This window comes from Streptomyces odontomachicola (assembly GCF_039605595.1).
Classification (GTDB): Bacteria; Actinomycetota; Actinomycetes; order Streptomycetales; family Streptomycetaceae; genus Streptomyces.
Window position 1 is genome coordinate 1 of sequence record NZ_JBCFOK010000011.1, and the last position, 17,636, is coordinate 17,636.

At 72.3% G+C, this 17,636-nt stretch carries 15 protein-coding genes; 8 read left to right on the forward strand and 7 right to left on the reverse strand.

The window, feature by feature from the left end; translation table 11 throughout:
* Nucleotides 1-142: 142 nt before the first annotated feature.
* Nucleotides 143-988, reverse strand: coding sequence for a LysR family transcriptional regulator (locus ABEE00_RS20635; protein WP_345747068.1), 846 nt, complete (start codon nucleotides 986-988; stop codon nucleotides 143-145).
* 382 nt (nucleotides 989-1,370) lie between these two features.
* Between ABEE00_RS20635 and ABEE00_RS20640 the strand changes: the two genes are divergently transcribed.
* Entirely contained in the window at nucleotides 1,371-2,183 is an 813-nt protein-coding gene (locus tag ABEE00_RS20640; protein ID WP_345747069.1) for an acrylyl-CoA reductase family protein, read from the forward strand.
* A gap of 51 nt (nucleotides 2,184-2,234) precedes the next feature.
* On the forward strand, nucleotides 2,235-3,767 hold the full coding sequence (locus ABEE00_RS20645; protein WP_345747070.1) for a CoA transferase: 1,533 nt from the start codon (nucleotides 2,235-2,237) through the stop codon (nucleotides 3,765-3,767).
* Here ABEE00_RS20645 and ABEE00_RS20650 read toward each other — a convergent pair.
* Nucleotides 3,762-4,793, reverse strand: a complete 1,032-nt coding sequence (locus ABEE00_RS20650) for an NAD(P)H-dependent flavin oxidoreductase (protein WP_345747071.1) — start codon at nucleotides 4,791-4,793, stop codon at nucleotides 3,762-3,764. The genes ABEE00_RS20645 and ABEE00_RS20650 overlap by 6 nt on opposite strands.
* Nucleotides 4,794-5,179: 386 nt before the next feature.
* On the opposite strand from ABEE00_RS20650, the gene ABEE00_RS20655 reads away from it, so the two are divergent.
* Complete coding sequence (locus ABEE00_RS20655; protein ID WP_345747072.1) at nucleotides 5,180-5,785, forward strand: GPP34 family phosphoprotein; 606 nt, start codon at nucleotides 5,180-5,182, stop codon at nucleotides 5,783-5,785.
* Between the two features lie 33 nt (nucleotides 5,786-5,818).
* On the opposite strand, the gene ABEE00_RS20660 is transcribed toward ABEE00_RS20655, so the two are convergent.
* The 3 genes from ABEE00_RS20660 to ABEE00_RS20670 all read right to left on the reverse strand — a co-directional run bounded on the left by ABEE00_RS20660 (nucleotide 5,819) and on the right by ABEE00_RS20670 (nucleotide 8,958).
* Entirely contained in the window at nucleotides 5,819-6,235 is a 417-nt protein-coding gene (locus ABEE00_RS20660; RefSeq protein ID WP_345747073.1) for a nuclear transport factor 2 family protein, read from the reverse strand.
* A gap of 168 nt (nucleotides 6,236-6,403) precedes the next feature.
* On the reverse strand, nucleotides 6,404-7,837 hold the full coding sequence (locus ABEE00_RS20665) for a cytochrome P450 (protein WP_345747074.1): 1,434 nt from the start codon (nucleotides 7,835-7,837) through the stop codon (nucleotides 6,404-6,406).
* Entirely contained in the window at nucleotides 7,834-8,958 is a 1,125-nt protein-coding gene (locus ABEE00_RS20670) for a terpene synthase family protein (RefSeq protein WP_345747075.1), read from the reverse strand. The genes ABEE00_RS20665 and ABEE00_RS20670 overlap by 4 nt, the downstream gene beginning before the upstream one ends.
* A 561-nt stretch (nucleotides 8,959-9,519) precedes the next feature.
* Between ABEE00_RS20670 and ABEE00_RS20675 the strand changes: the two genes are divergently transcribed.
* The 4 genes from ABEE00_RS20675 (at nucleotide 9,520) to ABEE00_RS20690 (ending at nucleotide 13,544) form a co-directional block, all read left to right on the forward strand.
* Nucleotides 9,520-10,884 (forward strand): hypothetical protein, encoded by a 1,365-nt coding sequence (locus ABEE00_RS20675; protein ID WP_345747076.1) that lies wholly within the window; start codon nucleotides 9,520-9,522, stop codon nucleotides 10,882-10,884.
* A 280-nt stretch (nucleotides 10,885-11,164) separates the two neighbouring features.
* Nucleotides 11,165-11,749 (forward strand): Rv1733c family protein, encoded by a 585-nt coding sequence (locus ABEE00_RS20680; protein WP_345747077.1) that lies wholly within the window; start codon nucleotides 11,165-11,167, stop codon nucleotides 11,747-11,749.
* A gap of 37 nt (nucleotides 11,750-11,786) precedes the next feature.
* Nucleotides 11,787-12,533, forward strand: a complete 747-nt coding sequence (locus ABEE00_RS20685; protein WP_345747078.1) for a class I SAM-dependent methyltransferase — start codon at nucleotides 11,787-11,789, stop codon at nucleotides 12,531-12,533.
* 54 nt (nucleotides 12,534-12,587) lie between these two features.
* A complete protein-coding gene (locus tag ABEE00_RS20690; protein WP_345747079.1) occupies nucleotides 12,588-13,544 on the forward strand; it encodes an alpha/beta hydrolase in 957 nt (318 codons plus the stop codon).
* 367 nt (nucleotides 13,545-13,911) lie between these two features.
* Here the strand turns inward: ABEE00_RS20690 and ABEE00_RS20695 are convergent, their stop codons facing one another.
* Nucleotides 13,912-16,185, reverse strand: a complete 2,274-nt coding sequence (locus tag ABEE00_RS20695) for a penicillin acylase family protein (protein ID WP_345747080.1) — start codon at nucleotides 16,183-16,185, stop codon at nucleotides 13,912-13,914.
* 315 nt (nucleotides 16,186-16,500) lie between these two features.
* Nucleotides 16,501-16,989: an SRPBCC family protein gene (locus ABEE00_RS20700; RefSeq protein WP_345747081.1), complete on the reverse strand. Its 489-nt coding sequence runs from the start codon at nucleotides 16,987-16,989 to the stop codon at nucleotides 16,501-16,503.
* Nucleotides 16,990-17,167: 178 nt separating this feature from the next.
* Here ABEE00_RS20700 and ABEE00_RS20705 point away from each other — a divergent pair, with 178 nt between their 5' ends.
* Nucleotides 17,168-17,608, forward strand: coding sequence for a GNAT family N-acetyltransferase (locus ABEE00_RS20705; RefSeq protein WP_474775252.1), 441 nt, complete (start codon nucleotides 17,168-17,170; stop codon nucleotides 17,606-17,608).
* The last annotated feature ends 28 nt before the right edge of the window (nucleotides 17,609-17,636 follow it).

Below are 17,636 nucleotides of genomic sequence, written 5' to 3' on the forward strand. Positions count from 1 at the left end.
GCTGGCCCTGGACGCCCGCGTACGCCTCATGCCCCGCGCCCACCGCGACCCCTACCTGCGCAAGCTGCGCTGAGCGGGTGGTGGCGCTGCGCGGCGTGTACGTACGGACCGAGCGCTCGCCCCCGTACCGCCCCCACGTACATCACGCCGGCGAGTGCGCGAGCTCTCCGAGGCGGCGCAGCAGCGGGTCGTTCGCGCGGCGGGACGGCCACAGCAGGCGGAGCGTCACGCGCGGCGCGCCCCGCAAGGGCAGGTGGGCGACGCGGGCGTGGGTGTGGGCGCGGGCCGCCGAGGTCGTGGTGGAGCCGACGCCCCGGCCGGCGGCGATGAGGGCCAGCCACTCGTCGTAGCTGCCGCACTCGACGACCCGCGCGGGCCGCTCCCCCTCCGGCCAGTCCTCCGGACCCGTCGCCCCGCTGACGGTGTTGACGATCAGCGGGTGCGCGGACAGCTCGGCCCAGTCGAGCGCGCCGGCGGCCGCGAGATCCGACCCCGCGGCGACGGCCGCGAGCCGTTCCTCTTCGAACAGCGGTGAGCCGGCGATGCCGGAAGCGTGCACCTCGCCGCGTACGAGTGCGGCGTCGACGTCGCCCGCGTGCAGGGCCGTCACGATGTCGTCGCGCCGGATGAGGGTCGCCCGCGCGCCGGTCGCGGTTTCGAACGCGTCCAGCAGCTCGCTGGTCCACGGATCGGGCAGCGCCCACTGGAAGCCGATCCGCAGCCCCGCGTGCCCGCCGGCGGCGGCGAGCGCCGAGTCCAGGTCGTGCAGTACGCCGCGAAGGCGCTCCAGCAATGCGGCGCCCGCTTCGGTGGGTTCGGCCCCGTGCGGGGTGCGCTCCAGCAGCCGCGTACCGACCGACGCCTCGAGCTGCTGGATCGTACGGGTCAAAGCGGGCTGCGTGATCAGCAGTTCGCGGCTTGCCGCCGTGAACGTACGCAGCGTCCCCACCGCCACGAAAGCGCGCAGATGCCGCAGCTCCATATCCATGGCACGCAGCCTACCGAGCCATGCACACGAGGCATGGGGGCGCATCGACAGGCATTTCCCCCGCGGATTCCCGCTTCCTACGGTGCATATCAAGGCGCGATCAGCCCCGGCGGGAATTGCGGCAGCAATTCCCGTGGCAGCAGTTCTCACCGTGGCAGCAGCAAGAACACCGGTCAGGAAAGGACGGATGACGCGATGACGTCGTTCAAGGGATGGATCGTGCGGGACACTCCGGACGGGCCGCGCGCGCAGCTCGAACAGCTCGACACCACGCTGCTGGACGATCTCGACACCACCGTGCGGGTGCGCTACTCCAGCATCAACTACAAGGACGCCCTCGCCCTGCGGGGCCGCCCCCGGCGTGGTGCGCCGACACCCCCTCGTGGCCGGCATCGACGTGACCGGCGAGGTCGTCGCGTCCCGGCACCCGCGGTGGCGGGAGGGCGATGTGGTCACCCTCGACGGGGCGGGGCTAGGCGAGGAACTGCACGGCGGGCTCGCGGAGTTCACCGCGGTCAACGGCGACGATCTCGTACGGGTTCCCGAAGCCTTCGGCCCGCGGCAGGCGGCGGCGATCGGCACCGCGGGGTTCACCGCGGCGCTCGGCCTCCTCGCGCTCGAACGCCACGACGCGGCCCCCGGGAACGGTCCCGTGCTGGTCACCGGCGCCGGCGGCGGCGTCGGCTCGATCGCCGTCGCGCTGCTCGCCGGAGCGGGGTACGAGGTGACAGCCGCCACCGGCCGCCCCGAAGCACTCGGCGAACGCCTCACGGCGCTGGGCGCCGCCCGCGTACTCGACCGCACCGAACTGACCGCGCCCGGCAGGCCGTTGGCCACACAGCGCTGGGCCGGAGTGATCGACGCGGTCGGAGGCGACGTGCTCTCCGGCGCACTGGCCGGCCTCCGGCACTCGGGCACCGCCACCGTCTGCGGGCTCGCGGGAGGCGCCGAATTCCCCGGCAGTGTCCTGCCGTTCATCCTGCGCGGCATCTCTCTTGTGGGAATCGATTCGGTCCGCACACCCATCGACCGCCGCGAAGCGGCCTGGCAGTGCCTCGCGCGCCACCTCGACCCGGCGCTCCTCGACTCCCTCACCCGCGTCGTCCCGCTCGAGGAGGCCCAGGAGGCCGCGGCCGGCCTCCTCGCGGGGAACGGCACGGGCCGCATCGTGGTCGACGCCGCCCAGCAGGACTGAGAGCACCGGATGGAGAACGCCGGACCGAGAACGCCGGAGAGGAGTACGGAGATGAGCAGCACGGACACGGGGATGAGCAGCACTGGCATGAGCGACACACCCAGCACGCCGAACGCGTTCGACGACCTCATGGCGCTGCGGGACGGGCCGCCACCGGACGCGGGCGAGGTGGAACTCACCGGCTCCGACCCGCTGTTCGCCTCGCCGTTCCGCATCGGCGGGACGCTCGCCGACGCGCTGGCGGCCCGCGCCGTCGCGGCCAACGACCTGTGGGAGGCGCGCACGGGCCGCCGCCAGCGCCTCGCGGTGGACGTGCGCGCCGCGGCGGCGACCGCCCTCGGCGGCGAGGACATGACCCTCGTACGGGAGGGAGACGGCGCATACCGGCCCGCGCCCCTGTCGCCCGACGTCGCGCACATGGTCGCGCTCACCCAGCCGTGGCCGACCGCCGACGGCCGCTGGTTCCTGCCGCACTTCAACCTTCCGCACCTCGAACGCCGGGTGCTGGACGTCCTGCGCTGCGAGCCCACGCCCGCCTCGGTGCGGGACGCCGTGCGCAGGTGGCGCGCCGACGACCTGGAGGACGCCGTCGCCGCGGCGGGGGCGTGCGGCGGGACCGTACGTACGCCGGAGGAATGGCGCGCACACCCGCACGGCGCCCACCTCGCCGCGCGCCCCGTCGTGGAGATCACCAAGCTCGGCGACGCCCCGCCCGAACCCCTGCCCGGCGGGGAGCACGGCGCGGAGCCGCTGTCCGGGGTCCGCGTCCTCGACCTGACCCGGATCCTCGCGGGCCCCACGGCCGCGCTCAGCCTGGCCGAACACGGCGCCGACGTCCTCATGGTGACCGCGCCGCACCTGCCCCAGGTGCCGCCCTTCGTCCGGGACACCAGCCACGGCAAGCGCAGCACGTACCTCGACTACACCGACCCCGAGGAGGCGGCCCGCCTGCGCGCGCTGGCCGCGGACAGCGACGTCTTCATCGAGGGATACCGCCCGCACCGCATGGCCGCGCACGGCTTCGGCCCCGACGACCTCGCCGGACTGCGCCCGGGCATGGTGTACGTGAGCGTCAACTGCTTCGGTGCGGGCGGCCCGTTCGGCGACCGCGCGGGCTGGGACCAGGTCGCGCAGGCGGTGACCGGGGCGTGCGTCCTCCAGGGCGAGGCGGCGAACGGCGGCCGCCCGCAGCTCACGCCGGTCTACCTCTGCGACTTCCTCACCGGATTCCTCGGCGGGTACGGGGCCATGCTCGCGCTCGCAAAGCGCGCACGCGAGGGCGGCTCGTACCACGTGCAGGTCTCGCTCTGCCAGTCGTCCATGCTCCTGCAACGCCAGGGCCTCATCGGGGACTTCGCCGGGGCGCCGGGGCGGTTGAGCGCCGAGGAGTTCGCGCGCTATGCGGTCACGGACGAGGGCACGGCGTACGGCGACCTCAAGAGCCTCGGCCCCGTCATCCGCATGAGCGAGACCCCGCCGCGCTGGCCCCGTACGACTCCCCGGCTCGGCAGTGCACGCGCGGAGTGGCTGCCGACTCCCCTGCGCGGAAGGGAGGTTCACCACGCACGGCCGTCAGCGTCATGAACCGGCGCCCTCGCCCCGTACCCGCGCCAGCGTCCGCTCCGCCTCCCGCATCATCTCCCCGACGATCTCCGCAGCCGGCTTCACCTCGCGTACGAGGCCGACGCCCTGGCCCATCAGCCACGGGGTCTCCTCCCAGTCGGCCTCGGTGCCAGGCAACGGCGGCAGCACGCCGAACTTCCGCAGCACGGTCTCCTCGCCCTGGAAGGAGAGGGTGCCGATCCGTTCGCGCGCGTCGCCGGGCGCGGGGATCTCGTCGAGCCGGTCGTTCCACTCCGCCACCACGCGGTTGCGCTGCACGCGCATCGGGTTGAACTCCGGCCACTCGCGCCCGAACACCGCCGAGCGCACGGTGTCCTCGCCCCGCGCGCGCAGCAGCCGGCCGTGGTGCTCGGGGTGCACCTGCGCCTCGGGCGAGGCGAGCAGCCGCGTACCCACCCATACGCCGTCGGCTCCCAGGCACAAAGCCGCGGCGACCTGCTGTCCGTCGGTGATGCCGCCCGCGGCGAGCACCTGTGCGCGGTCGCCCACGGCGTCCACCACGGCGGGGACGCCGACCATGGCGGGCAGGCCGCCGTAGTTGTGGCCGCCGGCCTCCCAGCCCTGGGCGATGACGACCTCGGCCCCGTCGTCCACGGCGATCCCTGCCGCCTCGGCGCCGCCGACCTGCTCCCACACCGAGATCCCTGCCTGGTGCAGCCGTTCGAGCTGGTCGGCGGGCGGGTGGCCCCAGTGGAAGGAGACGATCGGCACACGTTCCTCGGCGCAGACCCGTACCGGCTCCGCGGTGTCGAAGTACGTGATCAGGTTGATGCCGAACGGGGCGTCCCCGACCCTCTCCCGTACGGCGCGGATGATCTCCCGCAGCCCCTCGGCCGGCAGGAGCGCGGCCCCCACCGCGCCGACGCCGCCCGCGCCGCTGACGGCGGCCGCCAGATCGGGGGTCCCGCCCGCGAAGGCCATTCCGGCGCAGGCGAAGGGGTGCGCGACGGCGAACCTCTCGGTGAACCTCGTGGACAGCACGCTCATGACGCCGCTCCTCCCGGTGACCGGGCAGCGAGTACGAGGGGAAGGTAGGCAGCGGTCGAGGGCAAGTCAAAGGCCGCGGTGGGTCGTTGGACGGCTGTCTGTGCGCGGGAGCACGGCTTGTGCTCGGGAACACGGAGCGGCGTACGAAATGCCCGGCGTACGCAATGCAGTGCCGCCGTCCGCGCGCCGTGGCCGGGCGGGGCGTTTCGCCGTAGGGCCGGTGGACGCGCGACGCCCCTCGGGACCGCCTTTCTCACCCTTTCGGGGTCGGTTCGGCGTCGGTCGCGAAAGTGCGGAACTCCCGTTCCCACGCCCGGCGTTGTGCCCACGTGGCGGATGCTTCGCCTCCCCGGCCGCGGCCGGGGACCTTCTCGCAGGGAGTCCCGATGACCACACCGTGGGATCTCGTCTTCACCGCCCTCGACGCGGGCCCTGGCGGCTCGGGGGAAGCCGGCGACCTCGCGCTCGCCCTCGCCGGCGCCGAGCTGATCGACCTCCTCGACGCGGGAGCCGCCACGCTGGACGGCGACGCCATCGTGCCGGGCGACCCGATGAGCCTGCCCGACCGCCTGCTGGACGAGGCCGCCTCGGCGCTCTCCCGTCAACTCCCGCACGAATCGGTCGAGGAATGGCTGTGGCGCCGCGGCCGCGGCCTGCCCTCCACCTATCTGGCGGCCCTGGAGGACGAGCCCCGGATCCCCCGGCAACGCCACCACAGGCTCCCCTCCCGCATACGCAGGACGGCCCCGCCCGACTCCCCCGCCCGCCGCCGCGCGGCCGAGCGCCACCGGTCGGGCGAGCCCGTGCTGGCCGCGCTGGTGACCGCCGCCGGACCGCGCGGCAAGCCCGCGGAGGACACCCTGGGCGTCGCCGAGGGCCCCGTCGCCACCGTGCTCGCCGCCGTCGACGACGCGGTGCTGGAGCTGGAGGCCGTGCGACAGCGCCGGGCGATAGAGCAGGCCGCCTTCGACAACGTCTGGAGGGGTTACTGACACGGGAGCCGCCGGGACGGCGGACCCGGAGTGTCAGGTCGTGAGCGCCTGGTGGGGGAAGGCGGACGTGACGACGCGGCTGGCGAATCTCCAGCCGCCGCCGTCCCGGACGTAGCGATCTGTGTATTTGACGTGTGCGCGCGCATAGCCGCCGTCGGTCTTCACCACCTCGACCTGGCAGTGGACACTGCCCTCGCCGTGGTCGCCGTCGATGCGGGTGATCAGGTGGTTGAACATCATGTGGATCACGTGCGCTGAGTTCGCCATCAGGGTGTCGCGGAAGAAGGCCCGGATCGCGTCGCGGCCTTCGAACAGCCCGAACCCGGTCTCGGTCTCGTCCAGCACCCCGTCCTCCGCCCAGCACTCGACGGCCTCGTCGAGCCGCCCGCCGTCGAAGGCGACCGCGTAACGGCTGTTCAGATCCTGGATCTCGGCACGGTCTTCGATCATGCGGAGAGCGTACGAGGACGAGGCCCCGGACGGAGAACGGGGACAGGGGTACGGGGACAGAGGTACGGGGCCGAGGCGCGGGCGGGGAGGTGTCACTCGGCGAGGAGGGGGCTCGCCACTGCGCTCCGTGCCCCGTTCGGCTCCCCTCCTCCTCCCTCCTCCCTCCCCTCAGCACCCCCTCAGCGACGCCGTCATGGTCAGCTTGCGCAGGCCGAGGGTCGCGCCGAGCGAGGGCCGGGCGCGGTAGCCCGGAGGCGGGCGCAGCAGCCAGCGCGACGCGATGGAGGCGAGCGTCAACGCGGTCTCCATCTCCCCGAATTGGTCGCCCACGCATTTCCGGGCGCCCGCTCCGTAGGGGAAGAAGGCGTCGCGCGGCGGCTTGGCCTCCGCCCACCGGTCGGGGTCGAAGCGGCAGGGCTCCGGGTACAGATCGCCGCGCCGGTGGATGACGTACGGGGAGAAGACGACAGTGGCCCCCGCCGGTACGGGGTGTCCCCCGAGCGTCGTGTCGGCCGCCACCACCCTGGTCAGCAGCCACGCGGGCGGGTAGGCGCGCAGGATCTCGGTGACGATGCGGCGGGTGACGGCGAGCCGCGGCAGGTGTTCCAGCGCGGCCACGCCTCCGCCCAGCACCTCGTCGACCTCCGCGTGCAGCTTCGCTTCGAGCCCGGGGTCCTGGGTGAGGAGGTAGAGGGCGTTGGTGAGGCCGTTGGCCGTGGTCGCCGAGCCCGCCAGGAAGAGCGTCATGATCTGGTCCATGACCTCGGCGTCGGAGAAGGCGTGCCGGCCGCTCTCGGGGTCGCGGGCGTCCAGCAGCGCGGAGAGGAGGTCCCCGCGGTCGCCGCCGTCGGCCCGCCGCTCGGCGATGATCCCGCCGAAGGTGCGCCGGAGCCTGCCCATGGCCTGCCAGTAGCGGCGGTTGCCCGGGCTGGGGAGCCTGTCCAGCGGCGCGGGGACGACCATGCGGCGCGTCATGCCGAGGATGACCGCCGTGACGTCGTCCACGACCGAGCCGATCTGCTGCGGGGTCAGCGCGGTGGCCACCATGGTGCGGGTGAGCGTGTGCACCGCGATGGCGTGCGTCTCGGCGGTGACGTCCAGCGCCTGGCCGTCCCGCCACTCGCCGATGCGCTCGGCGACGGAGGCGGTCATGGCCGCCGCGTAACCGGGCAGCCGCGAGGTGTGGAAGGCGGGCTGCATCAACCGCCGCAGCCTGCGGTGCCGTTCGTGCAGGCAGGTGCCCAGGCCGGACTCGCCCATGCTCTCCCGCACCCGGTCGTAGAAGGGCCCGCCCCGGTCGTACGTGGCGTCGTCGAGCAGGACCATACGGGTCAGCGCGGGATCACACACGACGACCGCCGTGAGCGGGCCGACCCGCACGCGTACGAGGTCTCCCTGAGCCGGCAGCGACGACAGGAAGTCCAGCGGCGACCGCAGGATCCCCAGCGTGTGCCCCACGAGGGGCAAGGACCCGGCCGCGAGGGGGATGCTGCCCATGCCCTTGCTGCCCTTGGCGCCGTTGCTGCCCCCGCCCTTGCCGCCGTTGCCCTTGCGTCCACTCCCACTGCCGCCGTGCCGGACCGCGTCACCGGTCGTCCTCATACCGGCATCACCCTCCCCGACCGTTCGCAGGCCGTCGGGACCGTGCCCTGCCGCGGCGCGGGCAGGGCGGCGAGCTGGCCCCACCACCATGCGATCGAGGGCAGTTCCGCCAGCCCGGCGGGCGTCAACGGCGTCGGCGGGGCCGTGGTGATCCGCTGCGTACGGTCGTGCCAGCCCGGCGCCTTGAGGTAACGGGGCACGGCCAGGCCCCAGTCGAGGTTGCCGCGGATCGCGTGCCCGAGGTTGTCGACGTAGCGGCGCAGCGCCGGGTGGGGCGCGTCGGCCGTGACGCGGGCGGCCAGGTCCAGGAAGGCGGCCATGATCTGGTCGCGCAGCAGCACGGCCTCGGGCAGCGCCTCGTCGGGCGCCGCGTTCCCCCTGCGGGCGGCGAGCACGGTGAGGACGTTCTGGTCCACCTCCTCCAGGCACATCTCCTTGCCGTACGACTGGAGGTCGTTGTCGATCCCGATGATCAGGCGGGCCATCTCCGTCAGCGCCGCGACGCCGGGGTCCTGCAGGAGGGTGTCGGTCAGTTCGTCGCCGTCGGCCAGGTCGAACATCGCCATCACCACGGGCAGTCCCGTGGTCGCGCGGCGGAAGGCGAGGAAGTCGTCGACCGGCGCGACGGTGCCGCGCTGGGAGTAGGAGTTCTGCCACACGACGCCGTCGAGCCAGCACCTGTTGCCGTCGATCCAGCGCCGCCGCTGGGCCGGTGTGGCGTGGGCGCACAGGTCGGACAGCAGGGTGCGCAGCGCGGCGGCGTACGGATCGCCCCGACCTGCCCGCCCGCCGGTACGGGCGGCGCGCGCGGGGCGCGCGAGGTCCTGGATGAGCCGCGAGGCCAGCTCGACGAAGCGGGCGAGATCGCTGCCGTACGGCTCGGCGTCGCAGCGGTGGTCGTCGAAGAGGAAGCCCCAGTAGACCCACTTGGCCATCAGGAGCACCCGGTCGGGACTGCCGTGCGGAACGAGCCGCGATACCCAGTCGGCGCCGCGGCTGTCGAGGACCGCCGAGCGGTCCCTGCCCGTCCGCCCCAGCCCCTGCCGGCCGAGCCAGTCGACGGCCCGTTCGTGGACGGCCGCGGCGCAGGGGTTGATCGCCGGGGGGATCGGGCAGAACACGGCGGGAAGCGTGGGCCCCGGCGCGGAAACGGAACTCCGTGAAGGCGTCATGATATGCACGCCTCCGTCGAATTCATGGTGCGGCCGACGATGTACGTCCGGGCGGGCGCCAACTCCCGCTCGGACACCGGGGATTCCTGATCACGCACAGCGAATTCCCGGTCGGATGCCGGCTTCCATAAATGTCCTGTCATCAAGTCGCCTCGCCTTCCCACGGAGTCTCACCAGGCGCACCCTGGCTGCGAGGCTTGATTAACCCAAGCGTTCACCCGGACGGCTAGGGCGTATCGCTGAAGTCGGCCGCGCACCGACCCGGCTGTGCTTCTTTCCGGGCGCTGGCGCGTGCGCCGCGATGTGGCGCCGTGGGGTTCTCCGCGCGCGTACGCCGCGATGCCCCGGGTACGGGCCGTGCGCTGATGCGCCGTGGGCCGAGGGTTGTTCAGGGCGTGGCCCGCGAGTCGACTGTACGGGCATCCGGCGCCCCGTACTCCTCCCACCGTCCGTGCTGCTCACCGCACTTCCGGCGCCACATCCTCCCCTCCCTCCCCGACGGAGACGCACATGGCCTTACACCAGCTGGACCTCCTCAGCCTCTACGACCACCCGCGGCGCATCGCGGACGCCGGCCTCCGCCCGTTCCAGGCCGCCGTGGCGCTGGCGGAACCCGTGGACTACCTGCTCACCGACGAGATCGCCGAAGCGCTCGACCGCTCGGACGCCGGGGGCGAGTGGCGGCGGCGGGCACGCAAGGTACACGACGGCACGCTGGTCACAGACGACCCGCTGGTCGGCGTGGTCGGCGCCCTCGCCGCACGTGCCGCGGCCCGCACCGACGACCGCATGCTGCGCTGGGTCCCTCCGTATCTGCGCCAGGTCAGCGGCCACGGCTACCGCACCGATCCGCCAGACCGCCCCTGCGCCCTCGGCGGCGGACGCGGCGACGCGCAGATGTGGCGGGTGGCGCGCGAGACCGTCTCCGGCGCCTGCGAATCGGCCTGCCGCTTCGCCGCGCACTGCCACAGCGCCGAGGTCCCTGTCGACGTGATCATCGCGACCATGCACTTCTGGCCGATCACCGCCCTGGTCGACCAGCGCTACGCGGGCACCGACTGCGCCGCGGAGGTCGGGCGCCTGACCCGGGTCGTCCTCGACCACCTCTCCCCGCACCTCGACGTGCCGGGCGCCGTCGAGCAGCAGTGGGTGCCCGACCTGGGCAACTTGGTGTCCAACATGGCCACCCGGCTGACCTGCGGCTACCACGACCCCGCGGTGATACCGCTGCCCGACAGGCTGGCGATGCGCGCCGTGGACGCCGGTTCGGACGTCCAGGTCGCCCGCAACGCCTTCTACGCGGGGCTCTCGGCCGACCCGCGGCTCGACGAGTGGAAGATCGCCACGGCGCTGGCCCACGACATGTGGCAGATCGCCCACGACGAGACCAAGTCCGGCGACGACTTCAACTCCTGCTCCATGCTGCTCAGGGAGGGCGTGACGGTACGTCAGCTCGCGGACTACCTCAGCTATCTGACCTGCTCCACCGCCCTGCCGCCTGCCGTACGCCACTGCTTCGACAGCTGGACCGTCATGACGCTCACGTCGCTGCGCCACGCCACCGAGCTGCCACCAGATCCCCCGCGCCGCTCCCGTACCTGGGACGCCGAGGCGGTCGCGAAGGCGCGCGAGGCGATGGGCGGCGACGCGCACGCGCCCCTGGCCGAGCCCGACGCGAGCCTGTCGGGCGCGGACCTCGACACGGCCGCACTGGAACGGCTCCTCTCCCCCGACACCTGCCGCGGCTACACCGCCTGCGTCGACCACACGGCCGAGGCGGCCCTGATGTGGCGCGAGTACGTGCACCGGTACGACGTCATCCCCGAGCTTCTGTCCCGGTCGAAGTACGCCACGCACACGGAGGAGCCCGGCTAGGACACAGACCTCGTGCGGGAGCGCTCACGCCGAGGCTCCCCGCTCCCGCACGAGCCACCGGCACCAGGAGCTGGGCAGCAGGTGGCGGGCGCCGTCGGCCACGCCGCCGGGGTGACCACCGTCGGCCCTCCCCCGGTCAGAATCCGCCGTTCGCGAACCGGATTCCGCACACCGGCGAACACGCTCCGACCTGCCCGAACCCGCCCTTCCGGAACGGCCGTTGGACCCCGACGCCGGGTGCATCATGAAGGCAGCGTGGTGAGGAGAAGGGAGGGTCCTCATGCGCGGTACCGGATGGCGGTGGCGCTGGCGGCGCAGCCCGCTGCGGCGCCGCTGGGACGTGCGGGACGCCTGGCTGGGACTGCTGATCGGGCTCGCCCTCGTACTCGGCGCTCCGGCGGCCGGCGCGGCCACCGGGCTGCTCATGTACGAGGCCAAGAGCCAGGCCCGCCACGTCGAGCTGCACGAACGCCACCGGGTGACCGGCGTACTGCTGGAGAGCGTGCCCGACACCTCGCTGCGCGAAGCCGACGGCGCGGTCGACGATCCCACAGCCCGTACGCGGTGGAGGGGCGCCGACGGGAGGGTGCACACGGGCGACGTACGCGTGCCGCCCGACCGCGCCAAGGGCGCCCGGGTCCCGGTCTGGCTCACCCGCGACGGCCGGCCGACGGAGCCCCCGCTCACCCCGCAGACCGTGCGCGACGCGGCGGTCACCACGGGCATCGCCGCCACGGCAGCGGCAGCGACGGCGCTGCTCACCGTCCGCTGGGCGGCGCGCCGTTCGCTCGACCGGGCACGGCTGGAGGCGTGGGAGCGCGAGTGGGCCGTGGTGGGTCCGCAATGGAGGCACCGGCACACCTGACGGGCCCTCCGCCGGCCCTCACCCTGTGCTGGACTGGATGTTCATGTTCCAGTCCGTCGAGGGGGAGTACGCAGTGGGGCCGGATCAATATGACGCGCTCGGTGACGATTACGCGGAGCACGCGACGTCGAATGTCTACAACACCCACTACGACCGCCCGGCGCTCCTCTCCCTGGCCGGGGAGGTGGCGGGCAAGCGCGTACTCGACGTGGGGTGCGCGGCCGGCCACCTCGCAGAACTCCTCCTCGAACGCGGGGCCCACGTCACCGGAATCGACCGCAGCCCGGTGATGGCCCGGCTCGCCCGGGAACGCTGCGGTCACAGTGCCGACGGTCCCGCCCGGTTTCATCAAGCGGACCTGGCAGATCCGCTCGACTTCCTCCCCGACGGCTCCTTCGACCTCGTGACCGCTTCGCTGGTGCTGCACTACCTCGAGGACTGGGGCCCGCCCCTCGGGGAGCTGCGGCGCGTGCTGCGCCCGGGCGGCGCGCTCGTGATCTCCGTCCACCATCCCGGCGAGGACTGGCACTGGTTCGACCGTTCCGACTACTTCGTCACCGAACTGCTCACCGACGAGTGGACCATCGGCGACCGGGCCCACCGCGTGCGCTTCTACCGCCGCCCGCTGAGCTGGTCGTTCGCCGCGCTGCGCGAGTCCGGTTTCGCTGTCGACCAGCTCGTGGAGCCGATGCCGCTCGCCGAGTGCGAGGACGTGGACCCGGAGGCATTCAAGCGGCTGACGACGGCGCCGAGGTTCCTGTATTTCCGGGCACTCAAGCCGTGACACAGGAATGCTGCGATACGGGGTCGAATGTGCCACGCTCGCTACCATTCGCTGATGGACAAGGTCGTTTTCGAACCGGTCGTGCAGACCTATCTCGATAGCATCGCCGGCCGCCGTTCCCTCTTCCAAATGAGCCTGTCCGAGGCGCGCAAGGCTCTGGAAGCCAGACAGATACCGCACATCGAGGTGCCGGGCACCACCAGACAACACCTCCGGAATCCGCAAACGGAAGCGCCCCTCACTCTCTTCCGCCCGAGCCCGGCCCACGGCCCGCTGCCGGTGGTTCTCTACCTGCACGGCGGTGGCTGGGTGGCCGGCAGCCACCGTACGCACGACCGCATCGCCCGTGAAGTGGCGCACGGAACGAGAGCCGCCGTGGCCTTCGTCGACTACAGCCTCGCGCCCGAATCCCGCTATCCCGTCGCGCTGGAGGAGACGTACGCGGCGGCCCGATGGCTCGTGAAACACGGAGCGGGTCTGGGGCTGGACCCGGCGCGCATGGCCGTGGCCGGTGATTCGGCCGGAGGCAATATCGCCGCCGCGCTCACTCTGGCGACCAAGGCCGACCGCGATATCCGCCTCGCCGGGCAGCTCCTGATCTGCCCCGTCACCGGCACGGACTTCGACACCGCCTCTTATCGGCAATTCGCCGACGGTCCCTTTCTGCGCCGGGAAGCGATGCGGTGGTATTGGGACCAGTACGCCCCCGACCCCGCGCAGCGCGCGGAAATCACCGCCGCGCCCCTGCGCGCGACCACCGGCCACCTCGCCGGGCTGCCCCCGGCACTCGTGATCACCGCCGAGGCGGACGTGCTGCGCGACGAGGGCGAGGAGTACGCCGCCAAGCTCCACCGCGCCGGCGTACCGACCACCGCGACCCGCTACCGCGGCGTGGTCCACGACTTCACCATCCGCAACGCCCTACGCCCGGCCCGCGCGACCCAGGCGGCCATCGACCAGGCCACGACCTTTCTGAGCAACGTGCTGGGGACCTGCGCCCCGCACGCCTGAGCACCTCGGCAGCCCGAGCCAGCGCCCGATCCAACGCCCGCGCGCTCGGGTTGAATTCGCTGGCCACCTCAAGCTCCCCGCGCCTTCTCGTAGGTCGCCGAGCACTCCTGTACGCGGGGCACGCCTGGCTCCAATGCGACGCACTCGAACTCAGACGCCCGGGCTCCAAGTGCCAAGCCCCATTACCGAGTTCGCCCACGGCGGCCTTGGGGGACGGCTAACAACGCCGTGACCTGCTGACCCACGACGGGCAGAACGCGCGCCGACCGCCCACCGCCTCAACCGCCCGCACCGCGAGGCGCCTTTCGGCCGGGCGCAACAAGGGCCGATGACCGGCGAGATCAGATCGTCGCCAAACGCCTCGACCTCAGCGCCCCGCATCCCCCGGCACCAACATCACCCTCCGCTCCGCGACCCGCTCCACCGCCTCGGGGCTGTACGCGAGAGGGAAGTACTCGCCCGTACGCCACGGTTCTGCCAGGTCGCGGTAGTGGGGGCTGGACGGGTCGCCGGACTGGCCCGGGGTGTTCACCGCGACCGAGGAGTCCCACTCGCCCACGTCGAGGATCATGCGGAACGACGGACCGTTCGTCTCGCGGAAGTCACTTGTGCGGTACGACGACTGATTGACCGTGTCGGGGGAGCCGCCGCGCGGCAGCGGGCCGACGTCGAAGCGGGCCCGCTCACCCGCGTCGAACGCCCCCGACGCCGGGTGGGCGAAGTAACTGTGGTGCAGCTTCCCCCACTGCCACGACGCCTCACCGCGTCCCGACCGCTCGCCCACCTCCGCACGCGCCGAACGCAGGGTGTCCAGCAGCAGGCGGTCGCGCGCCGCCTCGTCCCGCAGCCAACGCCCCGGCTTCTCCAGCTCGTTGAGCAGAACGAGGGTGTCGGCCTCCTCGATGAGCTCGGCCGCCTTCGGCACGGCGGCCCGTACGAATCCCGGCCCCAGGTGCTTGGACAGCCACACCTCGCACAGCGCCGCCGCCCCAGACCCGGCCGACTCCACCCCGTCCCAGTCGCGGAGCATCCGTATCGCGCGCCGCAGCTCGGGGTCCCGGCTGTCCAGCCCGGAGAGAAGAGCGGTCAAACGACGAGCCGGAATGGACAATTGATCGTTCTGCAACGCCTTGGAGTCGGCGATCGTGTGGCGGCGCTGCCGCGAAAGCACCTCCACGATCCGCTGGTGCCTGAAGGGGTTGGTCCACTCGTAGCCGAGCCCCATGTCCCGGTACTCCGGCGGCAGGTTGAACTGGTTCGCCGTCGCGAAGAAGCCGCTCTCCGGGTTGAGCTGCCGCGGCAGGTCGTCGCCGGAATGGAAGCCGTCCCATTCATACCGGCCGTCGCCCGGCACAGGCAGCAGGCCGTCGTAACCGGTGCGCTTCGGCGCCAGCCCGCCCGGCACCCAGCCGATGTTGCCGTGCGTATCGGCGTACACCTGGTTCTCGGTCGGCGCACCCCAATTCCGCATGGCCTCGGTGAATTCGCGGAAGTTGCGCGCCCGCATATAGGCGACGCTGCCGAAATACGGCGCCATCCCCGGTTCGAGCCACGCGGTGCGCACCGCGTACGCACGATGGCGCTCCTCATCGACATGGATCACCGGCCCGTGCCGGGTGAAGGCCAGCTCGACGGCGCGTTCCGCCTCCCCGCGCACCGCGACCTTCTCCCGCAGCACCTTCATGGGCTCCCAGCCGCCTCCGTACCGGTAGCGGCCGTGGTCGGCGGGGTCCAGCTCGTAGACGTACAGGTCCTCCTGGTCGATCGGGAAGATCGTCAGGCCGAAGGCGACCGTGCCGTTGTGCCCGATGGAGATGCCGGGCAATGCGGGCTCACCTGCGCCGATGACGTCGAGCCCGGGCGCCGAGAGGTGCGCGAGGTAGCGCAGCGAGGGCGCGGAGTAGGCCCGGTGCGGATCATTGGCCAGGAGCGGACGCCCGGTGGCCGTACGCTGCCCGCTGATCACCCAGTTGTTGCTGCCCTCGGTCGCGGGATCGCGCACGGCGGCCGCGCGGACCTGGCCCTTCGTGAACTCGACCTCCTGGGTGGCCAGCTCGAAGACCTTGAGCACGTCCTTGGGCAGCGCGCCCGGATCGAAACCGTCCGGCACGACCGTTTCATGGTCCGGCTCCAGCCCCTGCCGTACGAGGTCGGCCTCCACCCCGGCGGCGTCGGCGACGCGGGCGCGCGTTACCTCGCTGGTGAGATTGCGGGTCAGCCCGTGGCTGCGGATGCGGACCACGTCCTCCGGCTGCCAGCGGGCCGGCCGGTAACCGAGGAGGCCGAATTCCTCGGGGAGCTGCCCGGGATTCTCGCCGAGCCAGTCGATGTACGCGTTGATCCCCGCGGTGAAGCGGCCCGCGATATCCCGGGCGTCCTCGGAATAGCGCGCCCATTCCGCTTCCATGTCGCCGCGATAGAGGAACAGCCGGGTGGCGCGGTCCTGTTGTACGTAGTCCGGGCCGAGCACTTCCGCGAGCCGACCCAGACCCCGGCGTCGCCAGAGGTCGATCTGGAAGAGGCGTTCGCGGGCGGCGTTGAATCCCTGCGCGAGGAAGACGTCGTCCTCATTGCGTGCGTAAAGGTGCGGTACGCCGTAGCGGTCCTCGATCAGTTCCACGGGTTCGCGCAGGCCGCGCACGCGGAAGCTCTGCGGAACCGGGGAAGCGCTCGCATCCGCGCCAGCCTCGGCGCCCCGCCCGCCACCCGGCGTCGCGCCAGCCGCGCTAGCCGATCCGTTCCCCAGCGCCCCCGCCCCCGCGAGGCCCGCCGCGGCGGTCGCGGCGGTCGCCAGTGCTCGTCGTCGGGAGAGCCGTATCGGGCCGCCGTCCATGGGAACCTCCACGTTGATCGACTGACCGAGTTCTAACGTGGGAGTGAACGTTCCACAAGACCGCGGACGACGGTCATCCGCTTACGCCTCCTGCTCGGCCGGGGCTCCCAACCCGCCCCTCCCCTAGACCTGTTGGGGCGGCGGCGTGGCGAGTTCGGCCAGGTGGCGCAGCGAATTGTCGAGGTGATCGACCTCGAACGGAGGGAACTGGAGGTACTCGCGCACGTACTGCTGCACCTCCGACCAGTCGTAGGTGAGCACGACCTCCGTCTCGTACGGCCCGCGCGGCGCGAGGTCGTAGCGCCAGGTCCAGCCGCCGAACTCCAGGTGGCCGTCGCTCTTCCGCTGCCCGGTCATCCAGCCGATCGCGTGCGGCGGGTCGAGCACATGCACCTTGTTGGCCACCTGGTAATCCCCGTCGGGATGGTTGGGGTGGTACATGTTCATCCGGAAGATCTGGCCCGGCTCGGTCAGCGGCGCGTCGTCGACGGGGGCCTGCACCCAGCCGGTGCCGTCGATCGCGGAATGCGTCTTCGGGTCGGCGAGCAGCGCGAACACCCTTTCCACGGGCACGGGGAGTGTCCGGTTGGCGCACACCTTCTCCTGGTCCACGGCGTACACGCTCCTTCTCGGGTCGGATCGGATCGCATGCGGGCGCGGGGGCGGGGCCCCGCACGACATGCAGACGGGACGGCGGCGCGTAACTCATCGGCGGTGCGGGAGAAATCAGGACGCGGGGCAGAACTCCTGGTCAGCGCGATTGTCAGAGGTGCTCGGTAGGGTCGCCGACATGAGTGTGGAGATCGAGAGGGTCGGCGAGGCGGACGGCGAGCTGGTCGCCGCGTTCGCCCGGCTGCTTCCTCAACTGTCGGGTGCGAAGCCGCCGCTGGACCACGAGGCGCTGGCCCGGCTCCTCGCCTGCGATGCGAACACCGTGCTGGCGGCCCGAGTCGACGGGGAGATCGTCGGGACGCTGACGCTGGTGATATTCCCCGTGCCGACAGGGCTGCGGGCCCGCATCGAGGATGTGGTGGTCGACCGCGCCGCGAGAGGCCACGGCGTCGGCGCCGCGCTGACCGAGGAGGCCCTGCGCCTGGCCGAACGCGCGGGCGCCCACACCGTGGACCTCACCTCGAACCCCGAGCGACAGGCGGCGAACAGGCTCTACCAGCGCCTCGGATTCCGACCCCGCGAAACGGAGGTGTACCGGTACACGATCGGCGACGCATAGCCGGTAAACGTTGAAAAGCAGAGCCTCA

Bases quoted from the DNA above. Each gene is read 5' to 3' on its own strand.
- ABEE00_RS20635 (WP_345747068.1), bottom strand. From the start codon at position 988: ATGGATATGGAGCTGCGGCATCTGCGCGCTTTCGTGGCGGTGGGGACG.
- ABEE00_RS20645 (WP_345747070.1), top strand. From the start codon at position 2,235: ATGAGCAGCACGGACACGGGGATGAGCAGCACTGGCATGAGCGACACA.
- ABEE00_RS20650 (WP_345747071.1), bottom strand. From the start codon at position 4,793: ATGAGCGTGCTGTCCACGAGGTTCACCGAGAGGTTCGCCGTCGCGCAC.
- ABEE00_RS20655 (WP_345747072.1), top strand. From the start codon at position 5,180: ATGACCACACCGTGGGATCTCGTCTTCACCGCCCTCGACGCGGGCCCT.
- ABEE00_RS20660 (WP_345747073.1), bottom strand. From the start codon at position 6,235: ATGATCGAAGACCGTGCCGAGATCCAGGATCTGAACAGCCGTTACGCG.
- ABEE00_RS20665 (WP_345747074.1), bottom strand. From the start codon at position 7,837: ATGAGGACGACCGGTGACGCGGTCCGGCACGGCGGCAGTGGGAGTGGA.
- ABEE00_RS20675 (WP_345747076.1), top strand. From the start codon at position 9,520: ATGGCCTTACACCAGCTGGACCTCCTCAGCCTCTACGACCACCCGCGG.
- ABEE00_RS20680 (WP_345747077.1), top strand. From the start codon at position 11,165: ATGCGCGGTACCGGATGGCGGTGGCGCTGGCGGCGCAGCCCGCTGCGG.
- ABEE00_RS20685 (WP_345747078.1), top strand. From the start codon at position 11,787: ATGTTCATGTTCCAGTCCGTCGAGGGGGAGTACGCAGTGGGGCCGGAT.
- ABEE00_RS20690 (WP_345747079.1), top strand. From the start codon at position 12,588: ATGGACAAGGTCGTTTTCGAACCGGTCGTGCAGACCTATCTCGATAGC.
- ABEE00_RS20705 (WP_474775252.1), top strand. From the start codon at position 17,168: ATGAGTGTGGAGATCGAGAGGGTCGGCGAGGCGGACGGCGAGCTGGTC.